This window comes from Solobacterium moorei (assembly GCF_036323475.1).
GTDB classification, from domain to species: domain Bacteria; phylum Bacillota_I; class Bacilli_A; order Erysipelotrichales; family Erysipelotrichaceae; genus Bulleidia; species Bulleidia moorei.
This window is the reverse complement of sequence record NZ_AP028934.1, coordinates 1177174-1192604: the sequence shown is the minus strand read 5'-3', so window position 1 is coordinate 1192604 and position 15431 is coordinate 1177174. Positions and strand designations below refer to the sequence as shown.

The 15431-nt window shown below is 36.0% G+C and carries 19 protein-coding genes, 1 tRNA gene and 1 riboswitch; of the genes, 4 read left to right on the top strand and 16 right to left on the bottom strand.

All coding sequences use genetic code 11. From position 1 onward, the window contains the following. The 12 genes from RGT18_RS06035 to rpmG form a co-directional block, all read right to left on the bottom strand. Entirely contained in the window at positions 1-603 is a 603-nt protein-coding gene (locus RGT18_RS06035) for an ECF transporter S component (protein WP_028078472.1), read from the bottom strand. Between the two features lie 74 nt (positions 604-677). Beyond that, positions 678-791, bottom strand: a riboswitch (FMN riboswitch). A 62-nt stretch (positions 792-853) separates the two neighbouring features. Continuing rightward, positions 854-1969, bottom strand: coding sequence for a hypothetical protein (locus RGT18_RS06030; protein ID WP_028078473.1), 1116 nt, complete (start codon positions 1967-1969; stop codon positions 854-856). Positions 1970-2055: 86 nt separating this feature from the next. Then, a complete protein-coding gene (locus RGT18_RS06025; protein ID WP_028078474.1) occupies positions 2056-2391 on the bottom strand; it encodes a hypothetical protein in 336 nt (111 codons plus the stop codon). Then, entirely contained in the window at positions 2360-2752 is a 393-nt protein-coding gene (locus tag RGT18_RS06020) for a hypothetical protein (protein WP_028078475.1), read from the bottom strand. The genes RGT18_RS06025 and RGT18_RS06020 overlap by 32 nt, the downstream gene beginning before the upstream one ends. Further along, positions 2713-2946 carry a hypothetical protein gene (locus tag RGT18_RS06015; RefSeq protein WP_028078476.1) on the bottom strand — a complete coding sequence of 78 codons (234 nt, stop codon included), beginning with the start codon at positions 2944-2946 and terminating at the stop codon, positions 2713-2715. The genes RGT18_RS06020 and RGT18_RS06015 overlap by 40 nt, the downstream gene beginning before the upstream one ends. Continuing rightward, on the bottom strand, positions 2933-3235 hold the full coding sequence (locus RGT18_RS06010; protein WP_028078477.1) for a type II secretion system protein: 303 nt from the start codon (positions 3233-3235) through the stop codon (positions 2933-2935). The genes RGT18_RS06015 and RGT18_RS06010 overlap by 14 nt, the downstream gene beginning before the upstream one ends. Then, positions 3219-3515: a competence type IV pilus major pilin ComGC gene (comGC, locus tag RGT18_RS06005; protein ID WP_006525475.1), complete on the bottom strand. Its 297-nt coding sequence runs from the start codon at positions 3513-3515 to the stop codon at positions 3219-3221. The genes RGT18_RS06010 and comGC overlap by 17 nt, the downstream gene beginning before the upstream one ends. 15 nt (positions 3516-3530) lie before the next feature. Continuing rightward, positions 3531-4613: a type II secretion system F family protein gene (locus RGT18_RS06000; protein WP_156022831.1), complete on the bottom strand. Its 1083-nt coding sequence runs from the start codon at positions 4611-4613 to the stop codon at positions 3531-3533. Further along, a complete protein-coding gene (locus RGT18_RS05995; RefSeq protein WP_051241022.1) occupies positions 4498-5481 on the bottom strand; it encodes an ATPase, T2SS/T4P/T4SS family in 984 nt (327 codons plus the stop codon). The genes RGT18_RS06000 and RGT18_RS05995 overlap by 116 nt, the downstream gene beginning before the upstream one ends. Positions 5482-5552: 71 nt before the next feature. Then, positions 5553-6296 (bottom strand): putative periplasmic lipoprotein, encoded by a 744-nt coding sequence (locus RGT18_RS05990; RefSeq protein WP_028078479.1) that lies wholly within the window; start codon positions 6294-6296, stop codon positions 5553-5555. Positions 6297-6353: 57 nt separating this feature from the next. Further along, positions 6354-6959 (bottom strand): MBL fold metallo-hydrolase, encoded by a 606-nt coding sequence (locus RGT18_RS05985; RefSeq protein ID WP_037404144.1) that lies wholly within the window; start codon positions 6957-6959, stop codon positions 6354-6356. 29 nt (positions 6960-6988) lie between these two features. Next, a complete protein-coding gene (gene rpmG / locus RGT18_RS05980; protein WP_006525470.1) occupies positions 6989-7141 on the bottom strand; it encodes a 50S ribosomal protein L33 in 153 nt (50 codons plus the stop codon). 204 nt (positions 7142-7345) lie between these two features. Between rpmG and RGT18_RS05975 the strand changes: the two genes are divergently transcribed. Next, the gene (locus RGT18_RS05975) at positions 7346-8647 is read left to right on the top strand and encodes an IS30 family transposase (protein WP_338174639.1); all 1302 of its coding nucleotides are present in this window, start codon (positions 7346-7348) and stop codon (positions 8645-8647) included. 287 nt (positions 8648-8934) lie between these two features. Continuing rightward, entirely contained in the window at positions 8935-10008 is a 1074-nt protein-coding gene (gene ispG, locus RGT18_RS05970) for a flavodoxin-dependent (E)-4-hydroxy-3-methylbut-2-enyl-diphosphate synthase (RefSeq protein ID WP_028078859.1), read from the top strand. A gap of 15 nt (positions 10009-10023) precedes the next feature. Here the strand turns inward: ispG and RGT18_RS05965 are convergent, their stop codons facing one another. Both RGT18_RS05965 and asnB read right to left on the bottom strand, forming a co-directional pair. Next, positions 10024-10653 (bottom strand): phosphatase PAP2 family protein, encoded by a 630-nt coding sequence (locus RGT18_RS05965; protein WP_006525468.1) that lies wholly within the window; start codon positions 10651-10653, stop codon positions 10024-10026. A 37-nt stretch (positions 10654-10690) separates the two neighbouring features. Continuing rightward, entirely contained in the window at positions 10691-12562 is a 1872-nt protein-coding gene (asnB, locus tag RGT18_RS05960) for an asparagine synthase (glutamine-hydrolyzing) (protein ID WP_028078860.1), read from the bottom strand. Positions 12563-12712: 150 nt separating this feature from the next. Here asnB and RGT18_RS05955 point away from each other — a divergent pair. Both RGT18_RS05955 and RGT18_RS05950 read left to right on the top strand, forming a co-directional pair. Further along, positions 12713-12786: transfer RNA gene (locus RGT18_RS05955), tRNA-Glu, on the top strand. 106 nt (positions 12787-12892) lie between these two features. Further along, positions 12893-14313 (top strand): IS3 family transposase gene (locus RGT18_RS05950; protein WP_338175568.1). Its coding sequence is split into 2 segments (ribosomal slippage): positions 12893-13379 and positions 13379-14313, totalling 1422 coding nucleotides; the frame shifts between segments, so codons are not numbered across the junction. Between the two features lie 83 nt (positions 14314-14396). On the opposite strand, the gene RGT18_RS05945 is transcribed toward RGT18_RS05950, so the two are convergent. Next, positions 14397-15044 carry a DUF1648 domain-containing protein gene (locus RGT18_RS05945; protein WP_028077287.1) on the bottom strand — a complete coding sequence of 216 codons (648 nt, stop codon included), beginning with the start codon at positions 15042-15044 and terminating at the stop codon, positions 14397-14399. Then, positions 15034-15309, bottom strand: coding sequence for a metalloregulator ArsR/SmtB family transcription factor (locus tag RGT18_RS05940; protein ID WP_028077286.1), 276 nt, complete (start codon positions 15307-15309; stop codon positions 15034-15036). Before RGT18_RS05940 ends, RGT18_RS05945 begins: the two co-directional genes overlap by 11 nt. Between the last annotated feature and the right edge of the window lie 122 nt (positions 15310-15431).

Genomic DNA, 15431 nt, shown 5'->3' with positions numbered 1-15431 from the left:
TTAATGTAAAAAACTTGAGATACGCTTGTACAGCAATCTTGTGATAACACTTACAACAAAGCCCTTGATTAAATTAAATGGTAATACACAAACAAAGAGTAAGCCCCATACACTCTTAATAAACGGGAAGATTGCAGCCCCCATCTTTACAAATGCATCAATAGGCATTCCATATAGCGTTGAATAGAACGGCAATAGTACAAAATAATTAGCTAGAATACCGACAGCAGCCATTACAAATGTACCTACCACCATTCCAATTAGAGCATTCTTTTTTGACTTATGCTTGCGATAGATAATCGCAGCTGGCACAGTGAAGGCAACACCAATAATGAAATTTGCAAGTTCACCTACAAACATTGTTTGTGTAGGCTTAAATAACAACTTCAAAACAATTTTGATTGCTTCAATGAGAACTGCAGCCCATGGGCCAAATGCAAATCCACCAATCAATACACTAACTTCACTAAAGTCTAGCTTATAAAAGCTAGGTGCGATAAATAGTAACGGAAAATCAAACAGCATCAGTACAAATGCCACTGCACCGAGGACCGCTACATTCGCAATAAATTTGGTTGTTAAAACTTTCTTACTTCCTGACATGGTTTCATCTCCTTGCCTCAAAATAAAAGAGGCTATCTAAGATAACACCTCGGGTAAAAATTGATGATGAAAAAACTTTTACTCTTCCATCCAGACTTTACTGTCGCCATCGGAATTGCACCGATTCAACCTTTCGGTTCGCGGGGTATACCGCCGGTCGGGAATTGCACCCTGCCCTGAGTTTTATCCTCTTTAGTATATACCAGTTTATTTACACTTACCAGTAAAAAGAAAGAAGGATTTCTCCTCCTTAGATATTTAATAATGTCTTTAGAATCTCCACTGTACTTTGCATTGTTAGTGGAATATAGAAGTATGCAGTACAAATAAATCCAGCAACCACAATCATCAGTACAATCATCTGTGCACTTGTCGCAAATGGTGCAGACTTTATATATGCCTGAATACGTAGATATACTCCTGCCACCATACCAAGAGCACCTAACAAGAATCCGACCAGCATAGACTTTGATAAAAATAGAATCGCAAGAATATAAATCACAGTTGGAAGTAAGCTTGCGATAGAAGTTAATGACGCAAGTTGATGACGGTAGTTATAGGATACCTTGATATTTGCAATAAACCCACTAATTACCAAATAGATTCCTTCAAATAAGATGAATAAGAATGCTAGTTTTAGTGACATGATAAATGTGTCACTAAAGTTCATTCTAGTAAATCCAAAAGGTGAAAGATTAATATAACCAGCAAGCATTGCAGATAAGAAATAAGTAAACGCAATCCAATGGATTGTATTACGAATAACCACACCTATGAACATCATAAAATCATCGTGGTTTTTCGCAAGACGATCAATCGCATACGCTGGGAATAATAGTCTTGTTAAGGCATCTGTCTTTGCAGTACTAATATCTCTATCCGCTTCCGCAATCAATCTTTCTTTGCGCGTCATCTTAATAGGCTTAGCCTTTTCTTCTACAACAGACTTTTTTCTATCTACTTCTTCTGCTTTCGCAACTTGTAGTGCCTTCTGCTTTTCTAAGCGCTCTTCTTTTCGCTTTTGAAAACTATCTTTAAGCGATATATATTTTTCCTGTAATAGTTGCCATGCATGCTGAGAAGACACTTTTGCCTTGTTTCCAGCAACCGATAAGAAAGATTTCACCTTTCCGCCTACATCGCCGAGTGCAGCTTTTGCCTTATCCAGATTCTCATCTAATTTGATATTTTCAACAAACTTCTGAGGAATCAATTGATTGATAACAGATTCTGCTTTAGATGTCTGCAAACTTTTATAAATTGCATGTCGTTTAAACGCTCTATGACGATACTGTACAACACGCTGACGGTAGCTAATAGGAGTATTTGTTCTTCTTTTACTGCCAATAAATCTTACTTTCTCCATGAAACTCGCCTCCAGTAGTTTCATTATAAACAAAAAGACTATCTTATGACACTCTTAATTATGAAGAATCTCAAAAAAACCTTACTTTATCGGATCACCTCATAATCCAAAACGACTTTTTTATCTGTATCATACTCCACAATAAGTATCTCATTTGTTAGTTGAATATAGATATAACGATCTTTGATTTGATATTTTTCTTCTAAATGGATATCGGTACATAAATCTCTCTTTAATTCAGCAATAGCTGAAAGTTCTTCTCGTTCATAGGCATAGATTATTTCTAAGTTCTCTAGTATTTTTGATTGATAATTTAGATTAACACTAAGTACTGTTACAAGTGTTATCACATATAGAAAGATAACAAGAAAGTACGCACTGATAAAACCTTTATTGTTTACATAGGAATACTTCATATTCATGGCTATCTCTAACATACCGTAAAATCACGCTATCGTTCTCCAAGTAAAACATTGCACTCTCTATACCCATCAAGAACATTTGTGTACCAGGTTGTATGATGAGATTCTGATTAACAAGACGCAATCGCATTTCTTCATGTTGTCTTTGAAATGATAGAGCTGTTGGTTGTAGTTCAATGTCATACGCTACAGCTAGATAATGACGTAATTGTACTAGCGCAATTTGGTCTTGTAATAAAGTTCTATCTTTTAAGACACTGCGTGTTAGAGATATGACTTGTACCAAAATTGGAATGCAGATACATACTGTTAAAATACAAATTAAGATTTCAATGAGTGCGAATCCTTTTCTTTTTGACATGCTTGTAAACACCCTTCTACATCATTCATCACTTCTAATAATGACTCTTCCATCTCACGTATCTTCCTTTCAAATACTGTATATTGTGCGTGACTTACTTGTACGATACTCGTGATTAGACCAACTAACAATAATGTGATGCTTAAACTAACAAATGCTTCGACAGTAAATAGTCCCTTCTTATTGAATCGCAAGTCTACCACCACCTAGTTCTACAATGATAGTACGTTCATTCTTAAAACGAATTGTCTTTGCCTGATTCACATTTCCCTTTTGATTAAAGCTTACACCATACGCATCAAATGATATGCTTTTTGCTTGTTTCATTGCAGTACTTTGTAAATATAGATACTCATCCACAAAACCATAATATTCCGTTTCCGGCATATGCATATTCGTTGGTAACAACATCATAAATATCGAAATCACAAAAAGCACTACACACATTTCTAGTAAACTAAAGCCTTTATTCGATATACGCATGTCCATCACTGATCACAAGACTCTTTTCCCCATCACAGGTAATCTGTTGTTCGGTTAATAGCCCAGCATTAACCAAGTCACTAACACTTCCGGGATAACTATCGTATTCTAGTTTATATTGGATGATAGCGGAGTCCGCAATCTTCTCCAAAGCCTTACAACCTTTATCATTTACAATCGTTAGTGTCTTTTTAATATTTGGTATTACTAATAAAAACAGTATTGAGATAATTAAGATTACAATCGTCATCTCTAGTAAAGTAAATCCTTTTTTATTCATTGCTTACCTCCTGATCTATATGTTTTGTAACATCTGCATTGGTAACATTAATATTTGATATACAACAAGCAATATTAACGCAATCGTCCCATAGCAGGATAGTTGTACGCTACGCGTAAAGATACGTACTTGTTTGATATGTCGTTGCTGGTTCATTACAAGATATCCTTCTAGCATCTTCTCACAGTTTGAACCATGCAAAGCAATTTGAAAAAACTGCTGTAATGCATGTTCTACATATGGTGTATGTAACGTATTTTCAAAAGATTCACCTTTACATAAAGACTCATTCAACTCTTGTGCTATCAAACTTACCAAAGGTTTCTCTTTGATATCTAACAGTATCTTCATTGTCTGTATTGTTGAGATGCGCACTCTTACGCATTCAAGAAAGTATCTTGCAAATTCTGCAGAAGCCTTTTGAACCATAAGTGAATCAGGCACACGCTTTACAAGAGCACAATATAACCAACATTTTCTTTGCGGATGTTGAAATACAATCCATAACAGCATTCCCATAACTATTACGAATGTCGTTAACCATGATAATAGTTGAATCAAACTCCGTAAGAAGTAATAGCTTGTAACATTGACCTCAAAGCTAGTCATTAATGTAATCATCTGTGGAAAGACAAAACCATTGAACAAATACATTCCAAAAAACATCAAAAACAACATGATAATCGGATATATCATATCCTTCATCATCTTCTGCTTTGTGCGCTCTTCATGGCTTGCTAGTTCTATTGAAATACGCATACTTTCAAGTACTGGTAGATAACGGATAAAGTTATCAAAGTACTTTCTATAACAAACCGGCAGTAGTGAAGAGAATGCATCTTTGAACGTCTGTCCTTGTTCTAGTTTTTCTAATACATGCGTGATGCGTTGTTCATTTCTTTTTGTCTTCAGAATTAGTAAAGTATCGGTAAAGCTAAATCCATTTTCCATCAAACTTACAATCCCTTGGCATTCCAGTTTATCAAAGCGTGTATTCCTCCAGACAATCCGACGCAATATATCCTTTCTTAACTGCACATTGTAATTGTTGTTGCAGTGAGATAAACGTTTTGGAAACACATCGATGTTCCAAGGCATAAGCCACCTCCTTTCGATTCATATATTCATATACACCACAACGTTTTCCAGCGCCCAGATTAAATAACCTTTGATTTGATACACCAATCAGCACATCCTTAAGTTGATACATATTCACCCCCAAATCTAAAAGACGATCAATCGCAGACATACAATTCTGACTATGTAAGCTCGTCACAACCAAATGCCCTGTTAGTGCACTACGCACTGCCATTAAGGCAGCCTGGCTATCACGGATTTCTCCAATCATGATGATGTCTGGATCATGTCTCATCAATTGTTTAATGCCCTCATCGTAGGATAAATGCTGATGGTCATTGATTTGTATTTGTACGTAGTTTTCATGATATACCTCGACAGGATCTTCCAAAGTAAAGATTTTCTTTCCCTTTGTCTCATTGAGAATGGTATACAGAGTTGTTGTCTTGCCAGAACCTGTTGGTCCAGAAAACACAAAAAGCCCTGATGTATGTTTGGTAATATTCCTTAGCCATATCGAAGTATCATAATCAATTGTTAAATCTTCAATGTGTAGTGGTGAATGCTGATTCAAAATTCGTAATACGCCTGATGTATTGTGATAACTTGAAACTAGTGCAAAGCGTAAAGATACTGGTTGCCCGTCAATTTCCATCTCAAATCTTCCTGTTTGTGGATGGTGGATATCTGATAAGTCTAGATTTGCTTTATACATCAAATAACGAAATAAGCGTATATCATCCTCTTTCGGAACCATTTGCCTAACATCCTGTTCAATCTTCATCTCAATACTTAAACTCTCTTTGGGATATGTTTTTAGATGAAAATGGATATCTGTTACATGAAATTCCATCGCTATTTTTAAACATTCAATCAACCGTTCTTCCATAGTAGCCCTCGCACTTCTATATTCACTAGGAATGTAACAAGTCCATAAAAAAATGTTCGATTTCTCGAACATCAATATTCATAGCTTAAATCAAATTTTCCATCTGATTTTTGTACAATCAGATAATAGTAACCTGGAGGAGTCTGTGTCGTTTGATCATACTCTCCATATCCCTCAATATTAACCATCTCTGCAATCATATTCTGTTCTAGATCATATAGTTTCGCCACAAAGGTTCCTTGACCTGTATGCTTACCATAGATTCTAAGACTTCCTGCATTTAGATAGAAACGCACAATATAAAGTCCACCAGAATTTTGAATCTCAGTTGCTTGTTTACTTGTGGCAGAATCTGGATCATCGACTGTTGTTGGCAGATCAAATTCCTTTTCTTTTTCATCCTTTGGTTTTTCAACCGTATTATCAGTAGGAATTGTCTTCTCCTCAATCATCTGTGTGATACGATGATCAACTGCACCAAAGGAACTCTGCAAGTAGATAATATCATTGTGATTATTCTTATTGACGGAAACCGTATATAAAGATACCTGTTGGGTCATTGTACGTCCATTTTTCTGATATGTATAAATACCATAGACATTATTTCCCTTAATGATTGTCTGAGTTATAGTACATTCATATTGCGGATACTGTTTCTTTAAAACAGACTCTACCAATTTTTGGGCATCTTCATCCTTAAAATCAGTTGTAGAAATCGCAATCTTATCTTCCTTCGCTACGTAGGTTGACTTCTCTTGATGACAACCTGCTAGTAATACCGAACTCAAACATAAACCAATCAAAAATTTCTTCATATTACTACCTCGCTTCTATTCTACACGAAATTAAGACAAAACAACTTTGATAAATTCTTAAAAGTAAGAAATCATATATGGATTATTGCGAACTTCTATTCCTATCGTACTAGCTGGCCCATGTCCTGGATAGATTTGTAAATCATGTGGAAGTGTCTTGAGATATTCTAATGTAAGACGCATCTTCTCATCACTACCTGAATATAAATCCGTTCTACCACAGCTAGACGCAAATAACGTATCCCCAGTAAAAAGAATATTCTTATATCGAACGCAAATACTACCATCCGTATGCCCAGGTGTATGATGAATTTCTAAAGAAAATGTTCCAATCTTAACCTGTTTCTCATTTAAATCATGAATTGATGCATATACGGGTGCACTATATCCATAATGGCCAGCATTGCTTGGTAATATAAGTGGTAAATCATGATAATCCATATATACTGGACAATTGTATACATCACATAAATCATCCACAGCTCCTGTATGGTCAGAATGTCCATGTGTTAAAACAATACCATCAACGACTTCATCCTTACCAACATATTCCATAATCTTCTTATAATATCTTCCTGGATCAATAAAGAGAACATGACCATTATCATGAAGTACGTAGGAATTCTCTTCAAACTGTCCAATTGGTAATATATCTAATCTCATACAAAATATAAAAAAATAACCAACAAAGGTTATTTCTTCTCCTTATGCAATGTCATTTTGCGTAAACGCGGACAGTACTTCTTAACTTCCAACTTTTCTGGGTGCTTACGCTTATTTCTTGTAGTGATGTAGTTTTCTTCACCACATTCTGTGCATACCAAGATTACATTCTCTCTTGCCATTGTTAATAATCCTCCTAAGATTTTGCATGATGAGTATATCATATTCATAAATCAATTCCAAGTGCTTTATGATTTTAAGAGATGAAAAACCCTCAATTATTTTTAAAAGTTCCTCTTTGCACTATTTTCTTAGTGAAAGTTCCCTTTTATGATAATGGCACAAGGGATATGTGCCAGGAAAGTGGAGAAAAGGAGGAATATTTTATGACTAGCACATACAAACAGCTTTCTTTTGACGAACGACTCATTATTCAAAATCTGTTGTCTGATCCTAACATCACGCTCAAGATGATTGCCCTTACTCTTAACAGGAGTCCCAAGGCCATTCGCTATGAGATAACACACCATCTTAGAATTGTCGTCCGTGCCAATACTCATAATAAGTGTGGTAGACAAAATCAATGTAATCGCACAAGGTTATGTACTCACTGTCTACAAGGTCGTTGTAAGTTCTGTAAACATGATAACTGCAATGATCTATGTTCCGATTTCATCTCTTCACCAATATGCAAACATACATCTCGTTTCCCCTATGTCTGCAACAATTGCCCAGATGCCAAAACCTGCAAGTTGCCAAAGGTATTCTATATGGCCGATGTTGCCCAAAAACAGAGGGATGACAATGTCAGTAGTTGGAAGGAAGGACCAAAGAAATCAGAAGCACAAATGAAGATGATTGTCGATGCCTTTGAGAAAGGCGTCAAACAGAACCTTTCACCAGACATCATCATACACAACAATCAGTTGGACATATCAGTATCTACCGCATATCGTTATATTCATTTTCGTCATATGGGCGCCATCATCAATGTAGACCTCAAGCGTCAGGTCAAATATAAAACACGCTCTTCCAGCAAACATGTCGTGATACCAATCAACTATGATTGGCTTGAAGGCAGAAGATATGAAGACTATCTCGAACGTATCGAGAATGAAGATGTTTCCATCAATATATGGCAAATGGATACAATACTCGGCAAGCAAGGCGATGAAGAGAAATGTGTCCTTTCACTCCTGCATACAAGATCGAATCTACAGTTATATTTTCTGTTAAAGGAAAAAAGCATGTTGGCTGTCCAGCGTGCATTCGAAATCATCAAGGATGTACTGGGACCTGAACTATTTTCTATGACCTTTCCAATCATTCTTACTGACAATGGCTCTGAGTTCCACGATCCTCTAAGTCTAGAGACCGATGCATATACAGGAGAAAAACTAATATCCATCTACTACTGCAAGGCCGGAAGAAGTGATCAGAAAGGTAAATGTGAGAAGAACCATGAACACTTTAGAGAATGTGTTCCAAAGGGAAAGAGTATGAATGCATTGACCCAGAAGGACATCAACTATGTGTCTGACATGGTAAACAATTATCCTCGTAGATCCTTAAACTACAATTCACCTATCGATATCGCCGCTCTATCACTAAACAAAAAGGTGTTAAGTCTTAACAAGTTGACTCACCTCAACATCAAACAAGTTAAGCTTACACCTATCATCCACTAGCCGATTTGGCACATATCCCTAACCTACAAAAAGGAACTTTCGATGAGAAAAAATTTAAACCATCATTGAAAGCCGAGCTTTCGTATGCCCAAATCGCCTGTCTATACATATTCAATATCACAAAATATCTTATAAGTACACTATTACAGTAAAATGTTTCTTCTCTTTAGCCCTAAAAATGGGGAACTTTCGTTGAAAAGGAACTTTCGTTGAAAATTGAGCGAGATGAAAAACTCGATAAAATTTTATAATCGTGGGATAATAGTACTCATAAAGGAGACGAAATAATGAAACGTACTGAAACACGTGCTATATTTGTAGGAAATGTCCAGATTGGTGGCCAAAATAAATGTGTTTTACAATCCATGACAAATGTTCCTGCAAAGGATGTGGAGCACTCAGTCGCACAAATCAATGAATTAGCCGCAAATGGCTGTGAACTTGTCAGAACAGCAGTATTAGATGAAGAAGATGCTCGTGCTATTCCAGCAATCAAAGCTCGCATCAACATTCCTCTAATCGCAGATATACACTTTAACTATTTACTTGCCCTCATCTGTCTAGATAGCGGCATTGATGCAATCCGTATCAATCCTGGTAATATTGGATCACGCAAGAATACAGAAGCCGTCGTTGCCAAATGTAAAGAAAAGCATGTACCAATTCGTATTGGTATCAATGCGGGTTCTTTAGAAAGAGAACTCTTAGAGAAATACGGCGGTCCATGTGCAGAAGCTCTTGTCGAAAGTGCTAAGCGTCACGTCGATATTCTTGAGAGTATGGATTTCTATGATATCTGTTTATCATTTAAATCTTCTAATGTAGAACTTACCATTGATGCGTATGAACTCGCCGCAAAGACATTTAACTATCCTCTTCATTTAGGCGTTACAGAAGCTGGCGGTTTTGCGGATTCTGCCGTAAAATCTTCTGCCGCATTAGGTGTACTCTTACATGAAGGAATTGGTGATACAATTCGTATCTCCGTATCAGGTCCTCCAAAGGATGAATTGATCATCGGAAAAGCATTACTACGTAGTTTCCGTTTGATTAAAGATGTACCTGATTTAGTCGCATGTCCTACATGTGGAAGAATCCAGTATGACATGATTCCGCTTGTCAAAGAGATGGAGGATTATCTCCACAGTATCAAGGCAAATATCACAGTCGCAGTCATGGGCTGTCCTGTTAATGGTATGCAAGAAGCTAGCCGTGCTGATATTGGTATTGCAGGTGGTTCAAAGTCAGGCATTCTCTTTCGGAAAGGAAAAGTTATCCGTACAGTACCGCAAGCAGAAATTAAACAAGCATTGATTGAAGAAATCGAAAAGATTATAGAAGAGCAGAGAAGCCAAAAATAGCTTCTCTGTTTTTACTTATTTCTTTAGAAATACAATTGGATCAGTCAATTTAGTATAGATAACTAAGTATCCAAGTGAAAATAAGAATCCCGCAAACACATCAGATGTATAATGAACTCCAAGATAAATACGACTCATACCAATAATTAAAATCAATAGGCTAAAACATGTAATTAAAGTCCAACGTAGCTTCTTATTTCTAACATTTTTATAAATCAGATAAATCAAATATCCATAGAATGCCATACTTACCATGGAATGCCCTGATGGAAAACTGTACCCTGTTTCCGCAATCAAACGAAATCCAGTTGGACGGGCACGTCGTACTATCAATTTTAGTATGTTATTTAACAATGCAATTAATACTAAGTTTGATACGACACTGATAGCGATTCTTTTATTTTTGATCAGCACCAATGATGCAAGAGCCCATACAATCATCAAGATTGTACCACCAAACTGTGTAATCAATCTCATCACTGGTGTTAGTGAATTAGATATAAAGTGTTTTGACATGAAGCCATAACCAGAAGTATCAATTGGTAATACCCGACTCCCCCATACTGCTTGCATCAAATATACGAAGATACTGATACAAATAAGTACAATGACCCACTTTATATTTTTCTTTTGAAAAACCTGCATGCATATCTCCTTTTAAAAATCGACGCATCTGCGTCGACTAAGCAACTTGAGGTTTGTTGCCACCTTGGATGAAGTATACATCATACCAAGTGATAAATGTATAGAGTGTCCAAATCTTACGACGAGCGTCCACCTTACCTTGGAAATTGTCGTCTAATAGTTGTAACACTGCCTTTTGATCAAAGAATTCTCCAACGAAGTCCTTTGATAATTCTGCACGTACAATCTGATAGAACTTCTCTGTACGTAACCAGTCCTTAATAGGAACTGGGAAACCAAGCTTAGGACGTGCTGCCCACTCCTTAGGAATATGACGGAACGCAGCTTGGCGGAAAGCATACTTCGTATTGTGTTCATTGAATAAATACTTTGTAGGAATCACCTCAGCACATTCCATCATTTTTTTATCTAATAATGGAACACGTAACTCAAGTGAGTGTGCCATAGACATCTTATCAGCCTTTAACAAGATATCTCCAGGCATCCATTGGTGCATATCTAAGTACTGCATCTTTTTGATTTCAGATAAGTTCTTAACTTTTGCATACTTATCCATCACGATATCTTTCACAGACGGTGACTTACGATATTCAGGCTTTACAATTGCTGTTGCTTCCTCTTCTGTAAATACAAGTGCTTGACCAATGAAGTATTCTTCAGCTGGTTGTACAGCCTTTAATAAATGTAACTTACCAGGGAAGTTTGGTAATTTCTTTAAGTGCTCTGATAACTTATGACGCTTGCTTTGGGATAACTTCTTTAGAGCTTCGCCAAGTTTACGTACGGTCATAGAGTTAGAATGCCAACCATAATCAATATAACCAGCAAATAATTCATCTGCACCCTCTCCACTCATAACAACCTTCACATCACGTGCAGCAAGTTCCGATAAGAAGAACAGCGGAACTACTGATGGGTTTGAATCTGGTTCATCTAAGTAATATTGAATCTGTGGGAAGTATTGGAATGCCTCTTCACCAGTTAATGTACGAGACGTATTGTGTAATCCTAAAATATCCGTTAAAGCCTTTGCTTCTGTAGACTCATTGTACGATGTTCCAAAACCAACAGAGTAAGTCTTCGCAGGCTTCAAGATAGACGCAACCAAACTAGAGTCTACACCAGAGGATAAGAACGAACCTACTTCTACATCCGCAATCTTATGCGTAGCGACAGACTCCTGTACTGTTTCATCGATGAAGTTTACAGCCTCTTCTAGGGTCATATCCTTTTCTTCTTGATGTAAGTCCCAATACTGTTGAATATCTAACTTATCATCCTTAAAGATGAAATAATGTCCTTCTGGTAAACGATATACATTCTTAAAGAAACACTCTTTGATTGCAGGATATTGGAATGTTAAGTATGGTTTTAGAGCTTCCTTATTTAACTCCTTTTTAAAGGATGGATGATGTAAGAAAGACTTAATTTCAGAACCATACATAAATACTTCATCCGTGTTGTAGTAATAGAATGGCTTAATACCAAAATGGTCACGAGCACCAAATAACTCCTTCTTCTCTGTGTCCCAGATAACAAAGGCGAACATACCACGTAACTTTTGTAAAAGTGCTACACCATACTCTTGGTAACCATGAATCAAAACTTCAGAGTCTGTATTTGTCTTAAAATGATAACCCTTTTCAACAAGTTCCTTACGAATAGACTGATAGTTATAAATCTCACCATTGAAAGTTAAAACTTTTGTCTTTTCTTCGTTATATAATGGCTGACTACCACCTTCTAAGTCGATGATACTCAAACGACGAAAGCCCAAAGCCACGTCGTCATCAATATATTGACCAGCACTATTTGGGCCACGGTGAATAATCGCATCCATCATGTCCTTAATAATCACTGCTTTTTCACTCTGTGTTTTTTTATCTACAAATCCTACTATTCCACACATAGAACTACTCCTTTACACAAACATATTTGCATTAGTTAGTATATCATATATATCTATTGATTACGCATCCCTTCCAACAAGCATTTTCCAAAACTTTTTATTGAAGTATCGATTCTCATTTAGTATAATCTATTAGCAAGCTTCAATAACGGCGCGTTGGTGAAGCGGCTTAACACACCGCCCTCTCAAGGCGGCATTCACGGGTTCGAATCCCGTACGCGTCACTACTAAATCGACTTCGATCGATTTTTATTATCTAAAAAGAACGGTACATTGTACCGACCCCCAAAAGTTAGACCAAGAATCTAACGAATGGAGGTCGGTATTTTTATGACAAAACACAGTTTTGAATTCAAGAAAAAAATAGTTTTAGAATATTTGAATGGTAAAGGAGGAATTCTATATCTTTCTAAAAAATATGGATTAGGCTCTAAATCCCAGCTACACAAATGGGTGAAAAACTATAAAGCATTTGGAAATGATGGTTTATTGCGCTCACGAGAAAATGAAGTTTATTCTTTCGAAATGAAACTTTCTATTGTAGAGTTGTATTTAACAAGTGAAATCACATATCAAGAGTTAGCTATACAGAATGGCATTAAGAACCCAGCTACGATTGGCAACTGGGTTAATCGCTTTCGTATAGCAGGTCCTGATGCGTTAAAATCACGCCGAAAGGGTCGAAGGAAAGCTATGGATAAGACAGATAGAAAGACTCAAAACAAACTCATGGAAGAAGCTTCTGTTAATACAAGTGTAGAACATATAAAGAAATTAGAAGATGAACTTCTTCGGTTAAGAATAGAGAATGCATTTTTAAAAGAACTGAGGAGGCTGCGTTTAGAGGACGAAGAAAGAATGAGAGAACGGCACTCGTCATCAACAGTCTCCGACAAAAGTTCAAGCTAAAAGACCTTCTCTTATATACCGGAATGTCAAAAGCGACATATATGTATTGGCAAAAGAGATTTGATAGAGAAAATCCTGATAAAGAGATTGAAGAAAACATACAAGAAATTCGTGCAAATAATAAGGATTATGGCTACCGTAGAATCGTTGGAGAACTTCGCAACCATGGATATATCATTAACAAAAAGAAAGTACAGAGAATCATACAAAAGCTTCACTTACAGGTAACGTCTTATACTCGCAAAAGCAGAAAATACAGTTCTTATAGAGGAACAGTTGGAAGAGTTGCGCCTAATAGAATTCACAGACGCTTCAAGACACATATACCGCATCAGAAAATAACAACAGATACAACTGAATTCAAGTATTATGAAGTCGATACAAAGGGGCATATGACAATACATAAGCTTTATCTAGATCCATTTATGGATATGTGTAGTGGTGAGATACTTAGTTACGAAATTGGTAAGAGACCTTCTGCAGAAAACGTGATGAATGCCTTGGAGAAAGCTATTACAATCACTACAGACTGCCCATATAGAAGAACATTTCATTCTGATCAAGGATGGGCATATCAGATGAACGCTTATACACGTAGATTAAAAGAAGAAAGAATCTTCCAGAGTATGTCTCGAAAAGGAAACTGCCTTGATAACTCAGTTATGGAAAATTTCTTTGGACTGATTAAACAAGAAATATACTATGGAGTCATGTACTATAGTTTCGATGAACTGAAGCTAAAAATAGAAAGATTTATTAATTATTACAATGAGCAACGAATAAAAGAAAAGTTAGGATGGATGAGTCCTGTTCAATACAGACAACATCTTCTAGCTTCATAAAAAAAGAGATGACCAAAGTCATCTCGTAAAAAGTCTAACTTTTAGGGGTCACCTCAATTGTACTGTTCTTTTTAAGAAGAATTTTAACAATCAACTTTATAACTATAGGCAATATCAATTCCTATTTTTAAGAATGTGATAATCAAAGCAGAAATAATCAATGTTATATTGTTAAAAAGAAAGCTAATTACCACAATCACAAAGCCTGTCATTACACCTGTAAAACCTGAAAATCGTTGACATTTTTTCCAAATCTCATCATTCTTCATAGTCTGTTTTGTCCGAAAGCCTAATACACTATTTCTTTTGACTTTAGGCATGAGATTACTGATTACAATTAAGAAAATTCCAATGATAATAAATGAGATTTGTACAAATGTAAATGACGCAAACTCTAATTTCTCAACCTTATGCAAACTTGAATAAATCATAAATCCACAAAGTAAGTTAAAGATAAGTAAAACACAGTTACCTACTAGTAAACTACTCTTCTCGTTATTGTTTCCTTGTGGTTCTTGTTTCTGGGCAATTCTACCCATCGCTAATGAAAAGAATCCAAACGCAATCGTTACAACTGGCAATATCAAGATTTCATATTTGCTTCCCCAGCGATCAACTACGTTATCGATATTATAGTGAGCTGGTATCACATCAGGTAGAAACTGTAATGCGATTACACTAGCTACTAAAGGCAAAAACATAAGTATGTAATATAGTTTTTTATTCTTCATTTTTTTCTCCCTTCAAGTCAGAAATCCACATTACTGCTTCATCTAAAATAGATAAGTTTAATTCATAGTAGATAAAATTCTTATACTTTGTTTCGTAAATCAAATCGGCTTTTTTCAGCTTTGCTAGATGATACGATAGTGCTTGTGGAGACATCCCTAACTGTTCAGCTAAATCTCCAGAATTAATCTTACCTTCCTTTAATTTCATTAAGATATTCCTACGATTGTCATCTGCAAGTGCCGTTAAAATATCTTTGATTGCCATTCCATCACCTCTCAATCTATTTAAGTATTTCTTTAAATAGATTATAGATCTGCCACAGGCAAATATCAACTCTATTTAAAAATATTTTGTAATAGTTTTATAAATATATCTAAAAAAGAAGA